The following is a 20167-nucleotide window of genomic DNA, read 5'->3' on the forward strand; positions in this document are numbered from 1 at the left end:
GGGCCGCGCCCGTGGCCGCGCCGGCGCACGAGGGCGATCCCGAGGCCATCGTGGTGCGCTCGGAAATCGTCGACGAGCGCCACCGCCTGTGCGGCTACCGTTTTTCCGTGCCCTTCGGCGGCAACCGCGCGCCGCTGCCCGAGCCGGTGCAGATCGAGACCCTGGTGGCCGCGCGCCTGCCGCAGTTCGCGCAGAGCCGCATGGCGCTGGTGCAGCTGAGCGTGGACGCGGTGGTGTTCGACCGCCACCTGCCGCTGGTGGCGCCGCACACCGTCTTCCTGCTGGACCGCAACCAGGCCGCCGGCCTGCCGGTGGACCAGGTCGCCGGCCGCATGACGGCGCTGCGCCAGACCGGCTGCAAGCTGGCGCTGCGCGGCATCAGCCTGGACCCGGCCGACGCGCCGCTGCTGGCGCTGTGCGATATCGCCATGCTGTCGCTGGGCGAGCACACGCTGGCCGATTTCCAGTCCCTGATCAAGCAGTTGCGCATGCGCTATCCCGACCTGAAGCTGGCGGTGGACGGCGTCGAGACCTGGGACGAGCAGCGCATGTGCCTGTCGTGGGGCTGCAATTACTTCATGGGCCACTTCCTGACCACCAGCGACAAGGTGGACCCGGACGCCAAGATCGACCAGAGCCGCATGACCTCGATCGAGCTGCTCAACCTGCTGCGCAGCGACGCCGAGCTGCCGGCCATGATCGAGGTGGCCAAGCGCGATCCGGGCATGACCTACCAGGTGCTGCAATGGGCGAACGCGCCGAGCAACGGCCAGACCACCAAGGTGACCAGCCTGCAGCAAGCCTTCATGGTCCTGGGGCGCAACCAGCTGTACCGGGGCTTGACGGTGTCGATGTTCCGGCTGGGCGGCGGCGCCAACGAGGCGCGCGACGAATCGCTGCTGGAGGTGGCGCTGACCCGCGCGCGCTTCCTGGAAACCTGCAGCAAGCTGCCGCAGGCCAAGCGCGACGAATTGTTCCTGGTGGGATTGCTGTCGCTGTTCGACGTGCTGCTGGGCGTGCCGATGGCCAACCTGGTCGACAAGATGCACCTGTCGGACGACATCCGCGACGTGCTGCTCAGCAAGGGCGGCGCCTACGGGCCCTATCTGACGATGGTGATGCTGCTGGAACGCGACAGGGTCCAGCGGGCGCTGGAGATCGCTGAAAAGCTGGAGCTCGATGTGGAGGGGCTGGCCACGGTGGGCCAGGCGGCCTTCAAGTGGGCGCAGGAATCGCTGCAGCACACCCACGCCGATGACGAATAACAACTGGGGTCAAGTCTGACATTCGGACACGAGCTCTTCCGTAGCGAGCGCAACGGTACAGCCCGTGTCCGAATGTCAGACTTGACCCCCAGGGTTTATTTGAGCCAGAGGCGGATCGAATCCCAGGCGCGGCCGAAGATCGAGGCTTGATCGACGGTTTCCAACGCCACCACCGGCAACTCCAGCAGCGGCTTGCCATCCACCATCATCTTCAGCGAACCGACGCGGCTGTTCTCGGCCAGCGGCGCGACCAGCGGATCCTTGCGCTCCAGCAGCGGCTTCATCTTGGCGGCAACGCCCTTCGGCACCGTCACCAGCACGTCGCTGGCGAAGCCGATCTTGACCGCGTTCTTGGAACCCTTCCAGATTTCCGGCGTGGCGATGGCCTGGCCCTTGGAGTACAGCTTGACCGTGTCGAAGTTCTGGAAGCCCCAGTTGAGCAGCTTCTGGCTTTCCTGCGTGCGCGACTGGTCGGACGTGGTGCCCAGCACCACCGACACCAGGCGGCGCTCGCCGGCGCCGTTCGGACGGTGCGCCGACGCGATCATGCAGTAGCCGGCCGCCTCGGTGTGGCCGGTCTTCATGCCGTCCACGGTCGGATCCAGCCACAGCAACCGGTTGCGGTTCGGCTGGGTGATCTTGTTGTAGGTGAAGCTCTTGACCGAGTCGATCTTGTAGAACTCCGGGTAGTCCAGGATCACGCGCTTGGCCAGCACCGACAGGTCTTGCGCGGTCGAATAGTTCTCCGGGCTCGGCAGGCCGTGCGGGTTGGCGAAGTGGGTGTTGGTCAGGCCCATGCGCTGGGCTTCCTTGTTCATCATCACCACGAAGGCCGACTCGTCGCCGGCGACCGCTTCGGCCAGCGCCACGGCCGCGTCGTTGCCCGACTGGACCATCAGGCCGTACAGCAGGTCGTTGATGCTGACCGGCGTGGCCGGGTCGATGAACATCTTGGAGCTGCTCGAATCGACCTTCCACGCCTTGGTGGAGACGTTGACCATCTGTTTCAGGTCAATTTTCTTGTCGCGCAGCGCGCCGAAGGTGACGTAGGCCGTCATGATCTTGGTCAGCGAGGCCGGCTCGATGCGGGCGTTCGGGTCCTGCGAGGCGATGATCTGGCCGCTGGTGGCGTCCAGCAGCAGCCAGGACTTGGCGGCGATGGTCGGCGGCGGCAGGGTTTGCGCGACGGCGGCGGACATCAACATCACACTGGTGGCCAGTGCCGCGATAAATTTTTTCATGGGATGCTTTATTCGGTGAAAAGTTGAAGGCGTGGGAATTATAGGGGTTTAATCCGCGCTTGCGGTGTCCGTTTCCGTCTCGGCAACATCGGTCGTGCGGTGCCACAGCTGCGTGACCCAGCCCTTGATGTGCTGCAGCTTGCGGTGGAAGAAGTGGTCGGCGCCCGGGATCACGATCACCGGAATGTCCTGCGGCCGCAGCCAGTCCAGCACGTCGATCAGCGGGATGGTGTCGTCGTTTTCTCCGTGGATCAGGATGGTGTCGGCAGGCACCGGCGCCATCTCCCATTTCTTGGCCGCGCTGCCGACCAGCACCAGGCGCTCGGCCGGCGTGCCGGCGGCGGCCAGGCGCTGCGCCAGTTGCGACTGCACGAAGGTGCCGAACGAGAAGCCCGACAATGCCACCGGCAGGCCCGGATACCTGGCCGTCATCCACGCGTGCAGGATGCCCATGTCGTCGGTCTCGCCGTGGCCGTGGTCATGCACGCCCTCCGAGGCGCCGACGCCGCGGAAGTTGATGCGCGCCACCACGTAGCCAAGGTTGACGAAGGTGCGCGCCAGCGTGACGGCGACCTTGTTGTCCATGGTGCCGCCGTACAGCGGATGCGGATGGGCCACCAGCGCGATGCCGCGCGGCGTGCTCTTCGGATAGTCGAGGATGCCTTCCATTTGGCCGGCGCCGCCGGCCAGGGTGAATTTTTCGTTCTTGTTCATGTTCTTCAGATCTTGAGACGGTCGACAACCTTGCCCTGCACCAGGTGGGTGTCGATGATTTCATCGATGTCGCTGGTGTCGACGTAGGTGTACCAGGTGCCTTCGGGATAGACCACCAGCACCGGGCCTTCTTCGCAGCGGTCCAGGCAGCCCGCCTGGTTGATGCGGACCTTGCCCTCGCCGTTGATGTTGAGTTCCTTGCAGCGCTTCTTGGCGTGTTTCTGCGCGGTTTCCGCGCCGTGGTCGCCGCAGCTGTTGCGGCCGTCGTCACGCTTGTTCATGCAGAAGAAGACGTGGTGTTTGTAGTAGGGAGTATCGCTCATGGCTGTACCTCGGGGAAAATGTAGCCGCTATGATACCCGCTTAGGCTTAGTCACGGCTTATTGAGCTTGTGAGACGGCAGCCACAGGAACCATACCGCGAAGAAGGGCCACAGCAAGGTCAGGAACTGCGCCGCGCCGTTGAAGTTGAGGAACTTGCCCTGCACCCAGGTCTGTAAGGTGGCGACGAAATACGGGTTGGCCGGCGTGGTGTTGACGATCACCAGGCTCAGCAGCAACGTGGCCACCGCCAGCCGCCGCTGCGCCACATGGGGCGCGAAGGCCAGGCCGGCCAGCATGATGGCGCCGATCAGGAAGCCGCCCTCGGCGCCCGGCGTGACCCAGACGAAGGCGTTCTCCGGCGAGAACAACAGCGCCGTCGCCAGCGCCTTGACGACGATGGCGGCGCCTATCATGCCGCCCACCAGCAGCCCGCGCGGCGCCGGCTTGCGCAGCAGGCACAGCAGCGTCAGCGCGGCGCCCACCATGCCGCAGGCGGTGATGATGGTTTCCGACAGCCAGTATTGTTCCACCGTCAGGATGGTATCCGGGCGGACATAGCTGGCCAGGTCGATGTCGGTGTCGAGCAGCTGCGACAGCCACTCCGACAGGATGGGCAGCAGCTGCCCCAGGCCAAACAAAAAGCTCTGCGGATACATCTGCGCCAGCGGCCACAGCGCCAGCAGCACCAGGCCCTGGCTGGCGTGCGGCGCGAACCAGGCTTGGCGCAGGCGTTGCAGCTGGCTGCGGTCCAGCAGGCGGCGCACGGTCAGCACGCCGATCACCGCGCCCATCGCGCAGCCGGCGGCGTTGGTGTAGAAGTCCAGGTTGGACGAGACGCGGCTCGGCAGGTAGGTCTGCACGCCCTCCATCAGGCCGGACAGCAGCACGCCGCCGGCGGCCGCCATCAGCCACGCGACGATGCCCCTGAAGCGCGGGTACAGCGCGTACACGATCAGCGTCCCCAGCGGCATGTAGCCGATCACGTTGGTGATGGCGTCGAACTTGGTCCAGTAGCGCGGCATGCTGGTGTTTTCCAGGAAGATCAACGGCGACAATCCCTGGTTGTGCCAGCCCGAGAACGGGAACCAGCTGGCGTAGACGATCAGCAGCACATAGGCCAGCAGCGCCGCCCGCGTGAACGGCGACGGCTTGCTGGCCGGCTCCGGTGTGGGCGCGGCCGGCGGCGCTGCTGGCGTGGAGTCCGTCATTCCTTCTGCGGCGGCAGGGTCGCCAGCCAGGCCAGCACGTCGGCGGTGACGGCGTCGGTGGCTGCCGCCAGCGCCTGGGCGCCGCCGGCGGCGTCCGGGCTCGGGGCCGGGCTGCTGCGGGTGAAGGTTTTCTGGTCCACCAGCTTGTGGTTGCGGAACAGCGAGGCGCGCAGGTCGACCACGCCGGTGCTGCTGGTGGCGCTGTCGAAGTTCTGCGCGAAGTCGTTGACCTCCATGCGCAGCACGGTCGGGCTGGCGGCGGCGTCGGTGGTCGACAGCACCTTGACGCCGGCCTGCGCGATGCGCGCCTTCATGCGCTGGGTCATCAGCTGGAACGGCGTGGCGGTCCACTGGTTGTAGGCGTAGGGGCGCGACTGGCGCGCGTCCGCGTACAGCAGGCGGTATTGCATGCGTTCCGTGTCGAGCGCGTTGGGGCCGGCGATGTCGGCCACGATCAGGGCGCCGATGGCGGCAGGCGCCGGCGCGGGCGCCTGCGGCAGCGGGCCGAAATCGTATTGCGCGGTCGGCTGGCCCTTGCTGGCGCAGGCGCCCAGCAGGGCGGCGGCAGCGGCGATGGCGATGGCGTTGCGGATAGCGGAAGTCATCTGGTGATCCTTATTTGGACGAGGCGGAAAAGCCTTCTTCGCCGGGGCCGGGCGGCGTGCCGGGCGAACCGAAGATCAGGCTTTGCGGACGGTCGTTAATCTTGTTCATGGTCTTGCGCAGCGCGCGCATCGAGGCCTTGGTGTCGTCGGACAGCGAGTTCACCTGCGGCAGCGTGTCGAGTTCAATGCCGCCGGCCACCGCCTCCACCGAGCCGCCGATGCGGTCGGCGGTGGCGGCGATGCGGGCGATCGGGCCGTCCGGCGCCTGCAGGGTTTTCACGAGCCGGTCCGAATCGTTGGCCAGCGTGTTGAAGGAGTTCAGCGTGTGCTGCGTTTGTTCGGCCAGCGCCGGCAGCCTGGCGATGGTCGGCTCCAGCTTGGACGGCAGTTCGCGGTAGGCGTTGGCGGTGGCGCTGACGTCGGAGAACGCGGCGAGGATGGTCTTCTGGTTCTCGGGGCTGAGCAGCGTATTGAGCTTGCGCGTCACTTCCTCGGACTGGGTCAGGATCTCCTTGCCGCGCTTTTCCAGCTGGTCGAAGAAGCCGGCGCGCAGCGGAATGCGGGCCGGGTTGTCGCTGTTGGTGGCCAGCAGCGGCGAACCGACCTTGTCGTCGTCGAGCTGGATGAAGGCGATGCCGGTCACGCCCTGGTAGCCCAGCGTGGCGAAGGTGGTCTTGGTGATCGGCGCGTCGGTGTTGATGTTGAGGGTGACGAGGATCTGTCCGGCCACCTTGGGATCGAAGGCAATGCCGCCGACCTTGCCCACCTCCAGCCCGCGATAGCGCACCGGCGCCTGCGGGTTCAGGCCAGGCACCGATTGCGCGGTGGCGATCACGTAGGGGATGCGTTCGACGCGGTCGCGGTTGAACCACAGCCCGAACAAAATGGCCGCGATCAGCAGCGTGATCGTGAAGAAGCCGGTGGTGAGTGCGTGGGATCGGTTTTCCATCAGTGGTGCTCCGTATTGGTTTTTTCGTCCAGCGCTTCCAGCGCGCGGCGGCCACGGTCGCCGAGGAAGAACTGCTTGATGAACGGGTGGTCGATGGTCAGCAGGTCGCGCAGGGGGCCGAGCGCGATCACATGTTTTTCGGCCAGCACGGCGATGCGGGTCGACAGGGCGAACAGCGTATCGAGATCGTGGGTGACCATCACCACCGTCAGCCCCAGCTCGCGGTGCAGCGATTTGATCAGCGAGACGAAGGCCTCGGACAGGTCGGGATCGAGGCCGGCGGTCGGTTCGTCGAGGAACAGCAGGCGCGGTTCGAGCGCCAGCGCGCGCGCCAGCGCCACCCGCTTGACCATGCCGCCGGACAGGTCGGACGGCATCTTGTTGGCGTGCTCCGGGCCCATGCCGACCATGTTCATCTTCAGCAGCACGGCGTCGCGCACCAGGTCCTCGGGCAGCGTGCCCAGTTCGCGCATCGGCTGGGCGATGTTCTCGAACACCGTCAGCGCCGAATACAGCGCGCCCTGCTGGAACAGCATGCCCCAGTGGTTGCGCAGCTGCTGCAGCTGCTCGGAGCCGATCTCGCTGATGTCCTCGCCGAACACGCGCACGCAGCCGCGCGCCGGCGTCTCCAGCCCGAGCATCTGGCGCAGCAGCGTGGTCTTGCCGGTGCCGGAACCGCCGACGATGGACAGGATCTCGCCCTGCACGATCTCCAGGTTCAAGTCCTGGTGCACCACAGTGCGGCCGTACTTGGTCCACAGGCCGGTGATCTCGACGATCGGCACGCTGCCGTCCAGCGTCAATTCGCCGGTGCCGGGGCCGCAGGCTTTTTCGGGGACGAGCGCTGGATTGGCCATCAGAACCCCACGCCGCTGAAGACGATCGCGAACACGGCGTCGGCCAAGATCACCGCGGTGATCGCCGTGACCACCGAGGTGGTGGTGCCGCGCCCCAGGCTCTCCGTGTTCGGCTTGATGCGCAGGCCGAAGTGGCAGGACACCAGCGCGATCAGGATGCCGAACACCGTGCCCTTGCCCAGGCCGATCATATAGTTCGCCAGCGGCACCGCGTCCGGCAGCTTGAGGATGAAGTATTGCGGCGACAGGTTCAGCTCCACCTTGGCCGACACCATGCCGCCCAACAGCGCGATGGTGTCGGTCCAGATCACCAGCAGCGGCATGGCGATGGCCAGGGCCAGCACCTTGGGCATGATCAGGCGGAAGCCGTGCGAGATGCCCATCACCAGCATGGCGTCGAGTTCCTCGGTCACGCGCATCACGCCCAGCTGCGCGGTGATGGAGGAACCGGAGCGGCCGGCCACCAGGATCGCCGCCAGCAGCGGCCCCAGTTCGCGGATGATGCTCATGCCCAGCAGGTTGACCAGGAAGATGTCGCCGCCGAAGTTGCGCAGCTGCTGCGCCGACAGGTAGGAGAACACCACGCCGATCAAAAAGCCGACCAGCGCCGTGATGCCCAGCGCCTGGAAGCCGGCGTGGAAGATGTTCGCGGAGATTTCCTTCCACGGGCCGCGCATCGGCGCGCGAGCGAAGCGCCACAGTTCCTGCACCACCTGGCCGATCAGCGAGGTGAGGGCGATCAGGTGCTCGAAGAACAGCAGCATCGCGAAGCCGAGCTTCATCACCCACGTCAGGCGCTGCGGACGGGCCGCCGGCAGTTCGAGCTTGCCGGTCGATTCGAGGCGATTGAAGAATTCTTCCTGGCCCGGCGCCAGTTGCAGGTCGGCCGGGCGGGTCTTGCCCCAGGCGTTCCACAGCAGCTGGGCGCCGATGTGGTCCATGCTGTCGATCGCCGTCAAATCCCATTTGACGCCGTCGGCCTTGAGGGTCTTGATCAGTCCCGTAATGGTGGCCATGGTCTTGCCCTGGGCCAGAGCGTGCACTTGCCAGGTGCCGCCGGCGGCGACCGAAGGCCCCTTGGCGGCACCGGGATTGAGAGTGAGAGTGGGCTCTTTGGCGATAGGCATTGCGTCAGTTTAAGGGAGTTTGGCCCTGGCCGCCACCAGTGCTTGCGCGGCGGGCAGCGGCCCCGCTCACGCGGCCAGCCTGCGGGCCTGGCGTTTGGGCGCCGGCGTCTCGGTGGCCTTGGGCTTGGCGCCGGCGTAATCGCTGGCCAGCAGCGCCTCGGCGGCCTCCTTGTCCATGCCCTGGCTGTGCAGGTATTTCGCCACCATCGCCACCAGGCGTTCCAGCGCGATGCGGTGGGTGGCGTCGGTGTTCGCGTACAGCCAGTCCGAGAAGGCCATGAAGCGGCCGAAGGCGTCGTCGCCCAGCAGCACCGGCAGCGTGTGGCCGAAGCGGCCGGAATTGGCCACCAGGTCCCAGTAGCGCGCGAAGCGCACCAGGCGCTGCATGGTCGGGAAGTCGATGTCGCGATTGGCCAGGATGGTGTAGGGCGCGTACGGCTCGAACACCAGGCCGTATTCCTGCGTGTGGCGGATGATGGGCGTGCCGCGCAGCCGCTTGAGGATGCCGAACTGGATCTCGTGCGGATTGAGCGCCCACAGCTTGTTGAAGCCTTCGGCGAAGCTCTCCACCGTCTCGCCGGGCAGGCCGGCGATCAGGTCCACGTGCATGTGGGCGTTGGAGTGCTCGGTCAGCCAGCGGATGTTGTCGGCGGCCTTCTGGTTGTCCTGCTTGCGGCTGACCAGCGTCTGCACCGCCGGGTTGAAGCTCTGGATGCCGATCTCGAACTGCAATGCGCCGTGCGGGAATTTGCCGATGCCCTCTTTCAGTGCGTCCGGCAGGTGGTCCGGCACCAGCTCGAAGTGGGCGTAGACCGGATCGTCCGGATTCGCCTCCAGCTTATCGAGGAAGAACTGCATGATCTTCAGGCTGGTCTTGATATTCAGGTTGAAGGTGCGGTCGACGAACTTGAACAGCCGCGCGCCGCGCGCGTGCAGCGCCTCCATCTCGGCCAGGAAGTGGTCGAGCGCGAACGGCCACGCCGTCTTGTCCAGGGCAGACAGGCAGAACTCGCACTTGAACGGGCAGCCGCGCGAGGCTTCCACGTAGATGGTGCGGTTCTTGATGTCGTCGTCGGTGTAGAGCGAGTAGGGCAGCTTGATCTCGGCCATCGGCGGCTGCACGCCGGCGTGGATCTTCATCAGCGGCTTGGGGCCGTTGAGGATTTCGCCGCACAGCTTGGGGAAGGTGACGTCGCCCCAGCCGGTGATCAGGTAGTCGGCCAGCTTGACGATTTCCTGCTCGTTCGATTCGTAGGACACCTCCGGACCGCCCAGCACCACGGTCACCTGCGGCGCCACGCGCTTGAGCATGGCGACGACCTTGGTGGTCTCCTCGACGTTCCAGATGTAGATGCCGAAACCGACGATCTTCGGCGCGTGCGCCAGGATGCGTTCGACGATCTCGGTGGTCTTGGCGCCGATGACGAATTCCTGCAGGCGCGTCTGCTCCTGCAGCTTGCCCATGTTCGCCAGCAGATAGCGCAGGCCCAGCGAGGCGTGGGTGTAGCGGGCGTTGAGGGTGGTGAGCAGGATGGACATGACGGGCGTATGGATCGGCGAAACCGCTATTTTACGCTTTCGTACCGTGCGCGCCCTTGGTTGCTGAGTTGGCATGTTATTATTTATAACTTATTACTAACTTGGCAATCGTCGCCCATGAATAAAAAAATACTGGTCGGATCGCTCGCCGGAGGCGCGGTGGTGTTGGCCGCCGTAGCCGCCTACCGGCTCCTGGGCTGGAATCTCATGGGGGACGTCAACAGCTTGAAGCTGGACTTGTCCCGGCCGGACGCGCTGGTGATGACCAAGAGCCTGTCGTCGCTGCCGCGCGACCTGCTGACGGTGCCGCTGGCGCGCGATGTGCTGCGCGAGGAATTCCTGTTCTACTACGAGCAAAGCGAGGACCGGCTGGGCCTCAAGGGCAGCCTGCGGCGCATCGCCTACGAACATGAACTGGGCTGGGGCGACCAGCTGCTGCGCATGGTGCTGGACCAGCCGGCGGAAGTGGCGCTGTGGCGCGACGCCGACGGCTCGCTCAAGCACTTCGCCATCGCCGTCTCGCGCAACCAGCTGACACGCTTGCTGGAGGAGGCGGGCAAGGTCGCGCTCAAGGACACGCAAATGAGCGTGGCCGGCGAGTTGCGCGTCGACGGCGACAAGGTGCCGGTGTATGCGCTCAACTACGCCTACAACCGCACCATGCTGTTCGCCGCGCACGGCCAGCGGCTGGTGATCCTGTCGCATCCAGGCATGCTGTATGGCGGCGCCCAGGGCAAGAGCGCCGACAGCGCGGCCGGCAAGACCGTCGCCAGCCTGCTGGCGTCGGACCAGTCCAAGCAGAACATCTTCCATCCGCAGTTCCATCTCGACCAGGCGGCGCCGGATGGCCACAGCATCGCCGTCAAGGCGGACTTCCTGTCCTTCGGCTACCAGCCCTTCTTCGGCGCGCTGGAAGCGCTGCGCTTCGATTTCAGCAAGGGCGCGTGGCGCTCCGAGGTGCTGGTCAACGCGGACAAGCTGCACAAGGGCGGCTACGACAACGCCGCCCTATGGCCGGTGCTGCCGCACGATCCGAGCGCCTGCTTCAGCGTGCCGGTGGACTGGGACGCGCTGCAGCCGATGCTCAAGCAAATGAGCGGCAAGACCTCCGAACCGGTGCTGCCGCTGGCCACCCAGCTGCAAGGCCCGGCCGCCGCGTGCTGGTACGGCGGGTCGCGTTTGCACACGCCGGTGTTCGTGGCCACGCGCCAGGCGAAAGCGGGCGGCGAGGCGCTGTACGGCAGCCTGTTCACGGCGGCCATCGGCGGCAAGGACTCGGTCCGCAAGACGGAAGCGAAGGGCGTCACGCGCTGGGAGCGCACCGTGGCGACCTCGATGGGCGAGGCCAAGCCGGCGCTGGCGGTGGCTGGCGACACGGTGGTCTTCTCCGCCGACGGCAAGCTGGTGGACCAGGTGCTGGCGGTGCGTCGCAAGCAGGCACCCGCCGCCGCCGACCTGCTGCCGGACGCCGGCCATACGGTGGGCCTGATCGCGCCGGCCTCGCTGGCGCAGCTGATCGAGCGCGAAGCCTACGACACGCTGCCGGCCGCTCATGAGCCGGTGCTGCGTGCCGCGGCCAATGAACATCTGGCGCCGCGCCTGGCCGCGTTGAAGAAGTATCCGCCGTACCGCATGGTGCTCAAGCGCCTGCCGGCCAGCGGCACCGCATGGGAAACGCTGGAATGGCAGGCGGTCCAGCGATGATGCAAAGGCGTTCCGCGTTGCGCTGGCTGGCGTGCGCCGGCGCGGCGGCCGCGTCTCCTGCCTGGGCCTTGCGCGAGGCGGTGGAAGCGTCCACGCGACTGTCGCAGGCGCAGAGCCGCGCCTTCCAGGCGTGGATGCTGCGCATCGTCACGGCGCAGATCGAACGCGGGCCGTCACCGCGCTGGACCCACCGCGACTGCGCGGGCCTGGTGCGCTTCGCCGTCAACGAGGCGCTGGCCGTGCACGACGCGCGCTGGCTGCGCGCCAACGGCATCGCTAGCGACCGCCGCCTGCCGCCCGAACTGGAGCTCGACGCCGGCCAGGCCGCGCTGCGCAACCGCTGGGTGCAGACCGGCGGCACGGTCGGCCACTTCGTCACGGCGCTGGCGCTGGTGCAGCACAACAGCCGCTTCGTCGCGCGCGAGATCAGCCAGGCGCTGCCCGGCGACCTGCTGTTCTTCGACCAGGGCGACGAACAACACCTGATGGTCTGGATGGGGGCGAGCATCGCCTACCACACCGGCACCGTTACCCCCGACGACAATGGTCTGCGGACCGTCGATATCAAACAACTCACGACCTGGAAGGACACGCGGTGGCAACCTGCGTCCAACAATCCCAATTTCGCCGGTGTATTCCGGCTGTCATTTCTGTCATGAAGCTGCTGCTCACCAGTGTGCTGTCCCTGTTCCTGATCGGAAGCGCCGTGGCGCAGCCGGAGCCGAGCTATTACACGCCGTTCAAGGGCGAGCCGTTCTTCCTGCTGTCCGACGCCACTTATGGCAGCGCCGACGAGGCGCGCGTGCGCCTTGAGGTGCCGGGGCGCGACATGGGCCGCATGAATCTCGAAGCCTATTCCGGCGCCGACATCGTGTTGTACCGCGTGCCCGAGCCGATGGCCTTCCTGAAGAAGCAGCCCAACCTGCACCGCATCCAGGTGGAGGGCAATTTCCAGGGCGAGGGTCTGGCCAACACACTGAGCTTCTTGTGGGACAGCTGGTGGAAGCAGTCGCGCCTCTTCTGGCGCAAGCTGTTCTCGGCCGAGGCGCGCCTCTCGGTGACCAGTGAGCATCCGAAGCTGGCCACCAACGACGCGATCCGCCGGCCGACGGTGTTCGTCAATAACCCGCAGTACAAGCCGATCAAGGGGATGGAGCTGGTCGACAGCTTCCGTTATCCGATCTGGCAGGCCGCGCCGATCGCGCCGCCCAAAGGCGTGAAGCTCGACGGATCGAGCAGCGACTTCGTCGTCCCCGGCGCCGGCAACGTGATGATCCCGCTCGGCAAACGCAAACCGGGCCTGTACCTGGTTGAAGCCATCATCGGCCAGCACCGTGCCACGACGCTGGTGTTCGTGTCGGATACGATGGCCGTGACCAAGGTGTCGTCCGGCCAGATGCTGGTGTGGGCCGCGCGGCGCGACAATAGCGCCGCTGTCGCCGGCGCCAGCGTGGCCTGGACCGATGGCACCGGCGTGCTGCAATCGGCCACCACCGGCGCCGACGGCGTCGCGTCGATGGAGCGCGGCAGCCCTGAACATACCTATGTGTTGGGCGAGGACCGCGCCGGCGGCGTGTTCGTGTCCGAGAACTTCTACTACGACAGCGAGATCTATAACACCAAGCTGTATGCGGTCACCGACCGGCCGCTGTACCGCCCCGGCGACGAGGTCAATGTCAAGTTCATGGGACGGGAGTTCACGTCGGCGCGCGCCTCGCAGGCTGCCGCGGCGGCACCCATCGGCCTGACCGTGTTCGATCCGAACGGCACGCCGCTGTTGACGCAAACGCTGCAGCTGTCGGGCGATACCGGCGCCGACACCCGCTTCCGCCTGCCGGAGCAGGCCACCGCCGGCGGCTATGAGCTGCGCTTCACCTATAAGGACGGCGTCTACGGCGCGGCCTTCCGCGTGGCCGAATACATCAAGCCTCACTTCGAGATCAACATCCAGCCGTCCAAGCCGGAGTTCAAGACCGGCGAGGCGGTCAAGGGCAGCATCGCGCTGCGCTACCCGGACGGCAAGCCGGTGAAGAACGCCACCATGACGCTGTCGCTGCGCAGCCAGCAAAACAGCATGGTTGACGGCGAGTTGCGTTACAGCGGCTTGTTCCCGGTGTCGCTCAAGACCGAGGAAGTGGTCAGCGACAGCAGCGGCAATGTGGACTTCTCGCTGCCGCCGGCCGCCGATCCTTCGCGCTACATCCTGACGGTGCTGGCCACCGACGGCGCGGCCTACCGCGTCAAGGTCACGCGGGAGCTGATGATCGAGCGTTCCAGCACCACCTACACTTTGAAGCCTGCGCGTCAGTTCTCCGATCCGGGGCAGAAGGTGCATTTCGACCTGGTGGCCGACGGCCAGGGTTCGGCGCGTCCGGTGCGCTGGGAGATGGTGCAGCTGGAGCGGCAGACCAAGACGTCCGGCGCCTTCGATCCGGCCGCCAAGGGATGGGACGTGACCTTCCCGGATTCCGGTTCCTACCAGCTGTCGCTGCGCGACGAGCGCGGCAACCTGCTGGCGGCGGCCAGCCACTGGGTCAGCGGCGACGGCGTGCAGGCCACGCCGGGCAGCATCGAGATTGTGCTGGACCGCGCGCGCTATCGCCCGGGCGAGACGGCCGAGGCGCTGATCACCTTCTCCGACAAGGTGGACCAGGCGCTGCTCACGCTGGAGCGCGACAAGGTCGAGCAGTATGGCCTGATGGCCGGCGGCGCCGACTGGTACAAGGCGCAGCGCGTGGGGCCGAAGCAGTGGCGCGTGCGGATACCGGTGAAGGAGGAGCATGGCCCCAACATGACCTTCTCGGTGGCCTACACCCGCAATGGCGATTTCGTGTTCGAGAACGCCGGCCTGCAGGTGATCGAGCCGCGCATCGCGCTGCAGTTCAAGACCGACAAGGAGGTCTACCAACCCGGCGAGAAGGTGACGCTGGACGTCAAGGCCACGCTGGACGGCAAGCCGCTGAGCACCATGGTGGCGCTGGGCGTGGTCGATGAGATGATCTACGTGCTGCAGCCGGAGATCGCGCCGGAGATCGGCGACTTCTTCTACCATCCGCGCCGCAACAACGTGCGTACCACGGCCAGCCTCTCTTTCATCAGTTACGACATGGCGCAGGGCCGCAGCGGCGGCGCGCCGGCGCGGCACAACTACAATGAGCGCGGCGTCAAGGTGCTGGAGCGGCCGCGCCGCGACAACATCGACACGGCCTACTGGGCGCCGTCGCTGAAGACCGATGCGGACGGCAACGCGCGCATCAGCTTCACCATGCCGGACGCGCTGACCCGCTGGCGCATCACCGGCCGTGCGATGGATGCGCAAGGGCGCGTGGGCCAGCGCACCGGCTATCTGCGCTCGGACAAGAACTTCTACGCCAAGTGGACCGCGCCCGACTGGATGCGCGCCGGCGACGCGCCGCGCGCCACGGTGGCGGTGTTCAACCAGACCAGCGCCGCGCAGACGCTGGAGGTGATCCTGTCCGGCGGCACGCAGCCCAAGACCGAGAAACTGAGCGCCAAGCCTGGCGTCAATTATGTCGAGTTCCCGCTGGCGGCGGTCTCCGGCGCCTTGCGCCTGGAGCTCAAGCAGGACGGCAAACTGGTCGACGCACTGGACACCACGATGCAAACCCTGCCTGCGGCCTGGCTCAGCCCCCGCACGCTGACGTTGCCGCTGACCGGCGCCGAGACCGCGTTCAAGCTGCCCGCCGATGCGCGCAATATCCGCGTTTCGTTCGCGCAGGGCGCGGCCAGCCACTTCGCGCGCATCGCCGATGACTTGATCGAGTACCCGTACGGCTGCGTGGAGCAGACCGCGAGCCGCTTGATTCCGTTGACGCTGGCCCTGCAAAGCATGCCGGCGGACGCCGCGCAGCTGCGCGAACGCCTGCAAGCCACGCTCACCGCGCAGCGCCTGCGACTGGTGGCGATGGCCGGACCCAACGCGGTCTTCGGCTGGTGGGGCAACGCCACGGCGGGCAGCGCGCTGATGACGGGCTACGCCTATTACGCGGACTGGTATGCGTCGCGCGCGTTGCGCATCGAGTTGCCGCCCGAGCACTGGAATAGTCTGTTGACCGTGTACAGTGAGCAGGGCCTGAAGGATGCGCCGATCGACCGCGCGCTGGTGCTGTGGATGGCCCGCGACATCGGCCTGCCCACCAAGACGCTGGCCTCGGGCCTGGTCGACGACATGGCCGCCGTCACCTTGGCAGGCAAGCCGCATACGGGCGGCGACACCGGCAGCCTGCTGCTTGGCGCCGGCGATGACCGCGAAGCGCAGGCGATGGCCTTGGGCCTGACGTCGGTGGTCGCAAGCCAGAACGGCGTGGCGTTGCCGCCGGCCCTGCAGCAGCAGGTCACCGCCGCGTGGAGTGTGTTGCGTTCGTCGAAGGCGCCGGTGGCGCAAGCCTTGCTGATGCTGGCCGGCGAAGTGCCGCCGTCGCAGGCCGACGCGGTACTGGCCAGCGTTCGCGCGGATATGCCGACGCTGGACCGTTCGATGACGCTGTTGTGGGTACAGAAAAAACTGGGCGGCGCATCGTTCGGCAAGGCGCCGGCGCTGGCGTTGGACGGCCCTTGGCAAAAACAGGAGAGCCGCAGCGGCCAGCCGGTCTGGCGCTGGAACGACGCCAAGGCCCTGCCGGAGCAGCTCAAGTTGGCGGCGGCATCGGGCGCCGCGCCTGCGGGCACGGTGGCCGTGGTGCAGTACGACAGCCGCGCGGCGGAAGCGTCCACCTTGCCGGTCACCGTCGAGCGCCGCATCCTGCGCATGAAGCAGGGTAAGGACGGCTACACCACGGAGCTGGTCAAGCCGGGCGAGGCGCTCAGCACCGCCGAGCTCTATCTGGATGAGATCACGCTGAAACCTGCGCCCGGCTCCAAGCATCGCTTTGGCTTGCTGGAGGTGGCGCTGCCGCCCGGCGCGATGGTCGAGTCGAGCACCTGGGGCATGGTGATGGCCGGTGAAAAACCGACGCCGCTGGAGCGCGCGCGCCATGCCGAGCGCCGTGACGGCTACGCGGTGCCGGTCGATCCGCTGGAGGAGACCGTAACGGTGCGCCACCTGCTGCGCTTTGCGCAAAAAGGTAGCTACGTGCTGCCGCCGACGCGCTTCCACCGCATGTATCAGCCGGAGCAGAAGGCGCTGGAAGGCGCCGGCAAGACCATGCGCGCGCTGAAGGTGGAATGATGCGCAAGTCGGCGCTTTCCCGCGTACTGCGTCCGGCGGCTGTATTGGCCTTGTTGGCCGTGCAGCCGCTGGCCGTGTCGTCGCGGGCGGCGTCGCTGGACGTGGCCTGGTGGCGCGATGGGAAAACCGAAGTGCTGCAATTGCGGCAGGGCGGTCCCGCGCCGCAACCTTTCGACGGCAGCCGCCAGGTGCCGCTGGCCAGCTTGTGGAAGCTGTTCGTCTATATCTACGCGGATGATAGCCATGTGCCGATGCCGGACTATCGTTGCGGCGGCCGCGATCCGGAAGAAGTCTATTGCTGCGAGGTGGGGCAGAGCGTCGGTCGCGATGCGGCGCTGGCTCAGTCCTGCGGGCCGTTCTTTTCGCCGCGCCGGTTGATGATCGCGCCGGCGTCGTGGCGCGATTATTGGACGCGCCGTCTTGGCGCCGCTCCCTCCGGCGAACTCGCATGGCTGGCCGATCCCGCGCAGTTGACACCGGAACGGCTGGTGCGGCTCGACAGCCTGCTGCGCGCACTGTCCAGCATACCGGCCGCCAGCCGCGCCGATGCCGAGGCGGCGCTGCTGCGCGTGGTGCTGGATGGCCGGGGCGCCGGCACGGCGCGCTGGTTCGGCAGCCAGTTGCGGGTGAAGACCTATTCCTGGCATCAGCCCACGCAAGCGGGCAAGGAGCGCGAACGCCTCGGCGGCGCGGCTGGCTGGCTGGCCGATGGGACGCCAGTGTGGTTCGGTGGCGCAGGCGGTAGCAGCAACGTGCTGCAGCAGTGGGCGCCGCGACTGGCCGCCAATCTGCCGCCGGTGCAGGCGGCCGAGGACAGCGGCTGTGTCGTCGTCGACTACTTCAAGCGCTATCCGATCAGCAGCGTGCGCGGCGCGGATGGTCCGGCTGCGGCGGGCCCGCTCAATGGCCGCTTCCAGGTGCGCTTCGAGAACGGCAAGAACCTGGCCTTGCGCAGCGCGGGCGAGATGATGCTGCAAACCGGTGGTGACGGCCGTCCGCAATTGCGCGGCCGGTTCGGCGTCAATGAATACGTGGCGCGGGTGATCGACCGCGAGGCCAGCGCCGACGAGCCGGAAGCGGCCAAGGCGCTGGCCATCGCCGCGCGCAGCTATCTGCGGCAGAACGCGCAGAGCGTGGCCGGCTGCCAGCAAATCGCCGACAGCAGCGCGACGCAGCGCGTCAGCCCCAGTCCCGCCACGCCGGCGGCGCTGGCCATCGCGCGCTGGACTGACCAGTTGATCGTTGACGGCGTGCCGGTGCGATATCACCGCGACCAAGCATCCGATGGCACGCTGGTGTGGACCGACGCGGTCCGGCAGGCGAAGCAGGGTAAGCTTTACGATGAATTGCTGGCGGCGGCCTATCCCGGCGGCGCGTTGAGCACCGCTGGCAACGCCGGCGTGCGCTGCAAGCGTCTGGGGCAGAACGAGGAGTGGCTGGCGCGCGCCCTGTCACGCTGGCAGCGTGTGCTGCTGGGCGAGGCTGGTTATGAGGCGCCGGCGCAGCCGCCATTGGTCTGCGCGCTGGCCTCCGGTGCGCCGTACTCGGAGCAGTCGCGCAACCGCATCTTCATGCGCCCGCTGACCACGCGCGAAGACCGTATCACGCTGGCCCATGAATACCTGCATCTTGGCTTGCGCCGGCATCCGCGCGGCCAGGATGAAGACTATGTCGAGCGCCTGGCGCGCCGGCTGGTCGACCTTAACCTGGAGACGCTGTGATTTTCCGCATCCGATTGCTCAACGCCGCCGCGCTGCTGCTGGCATGCCAGCTGGCGCACGCGCAGGACAAAAGCATGACCACGCCGATAGGCGGCTGGAACCGCGCCGGCCTGACCGACCGCTCGGAGGAGCTGGCGGTCAACTACCCGTACGCACTGGTGGACCGCGGCGCGCAACGTGGACGGCGCATGATCCAGGGGCAGCTTGATAAAGTGGGAAAGGGCAGGGCTTTTCATAAGCTGGTGGTCAACGGTAATCCGACGCCGTTGTACACGGACGAGGATGGGCGCTACGCCCGCGCGTATTCGTTCGGCTCCGGTTCCAACAGCGTGGAGATCCGCTCGCCGGACGGCAAGGCGGTCAAGCGCGTGCAGTTTTATGAAGCAGACCGCAGCAAGCCGCAGCCGATGATACGCATCATCGCCGCGTGGGACGACAGCCAGGCGGAAGTCGACCTGCACGTGATCACCCCGGACGGCCAGCACGCGTTCTTTGGACAGCCGGCGCTGAGCAATGGCGGCGGCCTGGACGCCGACACCGTCGACGGGCCGGGGCCGGAGAACTTCGTGATGACGTCGCCGATGCACGGCTTGTACCAGGTATGGATCAACTACTGGGGCAACTTCGGCGCCGACGGCTATCACTTCGACGAAAACACGCGGCAGCGGCCCGTCATCACCAGCCGCATCACGCTGGTCTTCAATGAGAACACCCCGCGCGAGCGGCGCGAATCGTTTGTCGTGCCCTTGCGCGGCATCGGCGAGCTTACCCTCGTCAAAACCTTCAGGTACTGAGCATGAATCTGCGCTGGCTATTGTTAATGTTATTACCGCTTTGGGCGCAGGCCCAGGTCTCCATCGATTCGCCCAAGGGCGGCTGGCGCAATTCCGCCGGCGCGCGCGAGGACTATACGCAGCCGGTGCATTACCCTGCGGCCTCCGTCAGCCTGCAGCCGGGCCAGAGCGAAACGGCGCAGATACGCGGCCGCATCGCCGGTGCGCCCAAAGGCAAGCCGGCCACGCTGGTGGTCAATGGCGTGGCGATGCCGCTGGAAGTGGCGGAGGATGGCACATATGGACGGCCGTATGGTTTCGGCAGCGGCTCCAATAGCGTGGAGGTGCGCGCGCCGGACGGCAAGAGCCGCGCCCGTGCGCAGTTCGTCGACAGCTATCAGGGGAAGACGCAGGCGCGCTTGCGCGTGGTGCTGTCCTGGGATAGCGCCGGCACCGATCTCGATCTGCATGTGGTGACGCCGGACGGCGGTCACGCCTGGTACGGCAACCGCGTATTACAAGACGGCTCGGCCTTGGACGTGGACGTGACGACTGGCTACGGGCCGGAGATCTTTTCCAGCGCCGCGCCGCAGAAGGGTAATTATCACGTCTACGTTAACTACTTCGGCAGCGGCGCGGATACGTCCACGCTTACCGTCGCGCGGGTCTCCATCATTACCAATGAAGGCACGCCGCGTGAAAGGCTACAGACCTATCAAGTGCCGATGCGTGCAGCTGGCGAACTGACGCTGGTGAAATCATTCGTGTTTCCGTAAATAGCCCTTGCGGAACCCACAGGGGCTTTGCTATAGTTCGCCCCCTCGCAGAACACAGCACACGTTGCTGAGTGAAGCGGGAAAAAAAGAAGGGGTTGACGAAACGATCTAAACGCTTCATACTCTTTCTTCTTCGCTGACGGACACAACGCTTCGCGGCAAACGCAGTACCGAATA

16 protein-coding genes are annotated in these 20167 nt (G+C 66.6%); 7 read left to right on the forward strand and 9 right to left on the reverse strand.

Annotation, left to right across the window (positions count from 1 at the left end; translation table 11 throughout):
• Window positions 1-1265, forward strand: a 1265-nt coding sequence (locus HUX88_RS31230) for an EAL and HDOD domain-containing protein (RefSeq protein WP_176364296.1), incomplete at its 5' end; no start/stop codon positions are given.
• A gap of 95 nt (window positions 1266-1360) precedes the next feature.
• Here the strand turns inward: HUX88_RS31230 and HUX88_RS31235 are convergent.
• The 9 genes from HUX88_RS31235 to HUX88_RS31275 form a co-directional block, all read right to left on the reverse strand.
• Window positions 1361-2506, reverse strand: a complete 1146-nt coding sequence (locus HUX88_RS31235; RefSeq protein WP_176364297.1) for a D-alanyl-D-alanine carboxypeptidase family protein — start codon at window positions 2504-2506, stop codon at window positions 1361-1363.
• 48 nt (window positions 2507-2554) lie between these two features.
• Entirely contained in the window at window positions 2555-3220 is a 666-nt protein-coding gene (locus HUX88_RS31240) for an alpha/beta hydrolase (RefSeq protein WP_176364298.1), read from the reverse strand.
• Between the two features lie 5 nt (window positions 3221-3225).
• Complete coding sequence (locus HUX88_RS31245; protein WP_117015723.1) at window positions 3226-3543, reverse strand: ferredoxin; 318 nt, start codon at window positions 3541-3543, stop codon at window positions 3226-3228.
• 50 nt (window positions 3544-3593) lie between these two features.
• Window positions 3594-4751, reverse strand: coding sequence for a VanZ family protein (locus HUX88_RS31250; protein ID WP_176364299.1), 1158 nt, complete (start codon window positions 4749-4751; stop codon window positions 3594-3596).
• On the reverse strand, window positions 4748-5356 hold the full coding sequence (locus tag HUX88_RS31255; protein ID WP_176364300.1) for an ABC-type transport auxiliary lipoprotein family protein: 609 nt from the start codon (window positions 5354-5356) through the stop codon (window positions 4748-4750). The genes HUX88_RS31250 and HUX88_RS31255 overlap by 4 nt, the downstream gene beginning before the upstream one ends.
• Window positions 5357-5366: 10 nt before the next feature.
• On the reverse strand, window positions 5367-6305 hold the full coding sequence (locus tag HUX88_RS31260; protein WP_117015726.1) for an MlaD family protein: 939 nt from the start codon (window positions 6303-6305) through the stop codon (window positions 5367-5369).
• A complete protein-coding gene (locus HUX88_RS31265; RefSeq protein WP_117015727.1) occupies window positions 6305-7162 on the reverse strand; it encodes an ABC transporter ATP-binding protein in 858 nt (285 codons plus the stop codon). The genes HUX88_RS31260 and HUX88_RS31265 overlap by 1 nt, the downstream gene beginning before the upstream one ends.
• Window positions 7162-8289 carry an ABC transporter permease gene (locus tag HUX88_RS31270; RefSeq protein WP_117015728.1) on the reverse strand — a complete coding sequence of 376 codons (1128 nt, stop codon included), beginning with the start codon at window positions 8287-8289 and terminating at the stop codon, window positions 7162-7164. The genes HUX88_RS31265 and HUX88_RS31270 overlap by 1 nt, the downstream gene beginning before the upstream one ends.
• A gap of 66 nt (window positions 8290-8355) precedes the next feature.
• Window positions 8356-9828, reverse strand: a complete 1473-nt coding sequence (locus HUX88_RS31275) for a B12-binding domain-containing radical SAM protein (protein ID WP_176364301.1) — start codon at window positions 9826-9828, stop codon at window positions 8356-8358.
• A gap of 117 nt (window positions 9829-9945) precedes the next feature.
• On the opposite strand from HUX88_RS31275, the gene HUX88_RS31280 reads away from it, so the two are divergent.
• Genes HUX88_RS31280 through HUX88_RS31305 form a run of 6 tightly spaced genes read left to right on the forward strand, consistent with a single transcriptional unit; the run spans window position 9946 to window position 19990 of the window.
• Complete coding sequence (locus HUX88_RS31280) at window positions 9946-11532, forward strand: DUF2138 family protein (RefSeq protein WP_176364302.1); 1587 nt, start codon at window positions 9946-9948, stop codon at window positions 11530-11532.
• On the forward strand, window positions 11496-12191 hold the full coding sequence (locus tag HUX88_RS31285; protein WP_373886865.1) for a DUF1175 family protein: 696 nt from the start codon (window positions 11496-11498) through the stop codon (window positions 12189-12191). The genes HUX88_RS31280 and HUX88_RS31285 overlap by 37 nt, the downstream gene beginning before the upstream one ends.
• Window positions 12188-16720, forward strand: a complete 4533-nt coding sequence (locus tag HUX88_RS31290; RefSeq protein ID WP_176364304.1) for an alpha-2-macroglobulin — start codon at window positions 12188-12190, stop codon at window positions 16718-16720. The genes HUX88_RS31285 and HUX88_RS31290 overlap by 4 nt, the downstream gene beginning before the upstream one ends.
• The gene (locus tag HUX88_RS31295) at window positions 16717-18441 is read left to right on the forward strand and encodes a DUF2300 domain-containing protein (RefSeq protein ID WP_229219635.1); all 1725 of its coding nucleotides are present in this window, start codon (window positions 16717-16719) and stop codon (window positions 18439-18441) included. Before HUX88_RS31290 ends, HUX88_RS31295 begins: the two co-directional genes overlap by 4 nt.
• Window positions 18438-19235: a DUF2135 domain-containing protein gene (locus HUX88_RS33435; RefSeq protein ID WP_217916518.1), complete on the forward strand. Its 798-nt coding sequence runs from the start codon at window positions 18438-18440 to the stop codon at window positions 19233-19235. Before HUX88_RS31295 ends, HUX88_RS33435 begins: the two co-directional genes overlap by 4 nt.
• A gap of 2 nt (window positions 19236-19237) precedes the next feature.
• Window positions 19238-19990: a DUF2135 domain-containing protein gene (locus tag HUX88_RS31305; protein ID WP_176364305.1), complete on the forward strand. Its 753-nt coding sequence runs from the start codon at window positions 19238-19240 to the stop codon at window positions 19988-19990.
• Window positions 19991-20167 lie beyond the last annotated feature (177 nt).

This window comes from Duganella sp. BJB1802, from assembly GCF_013369445.1.
Classification (GTDB): domain Bacteria; phylum Pseudomonadota; class Gammaproteobacteria; order Burkholderiales; family Burkholderiaceae_D; genus Rugamonas; species Rugamonas vulcania_A.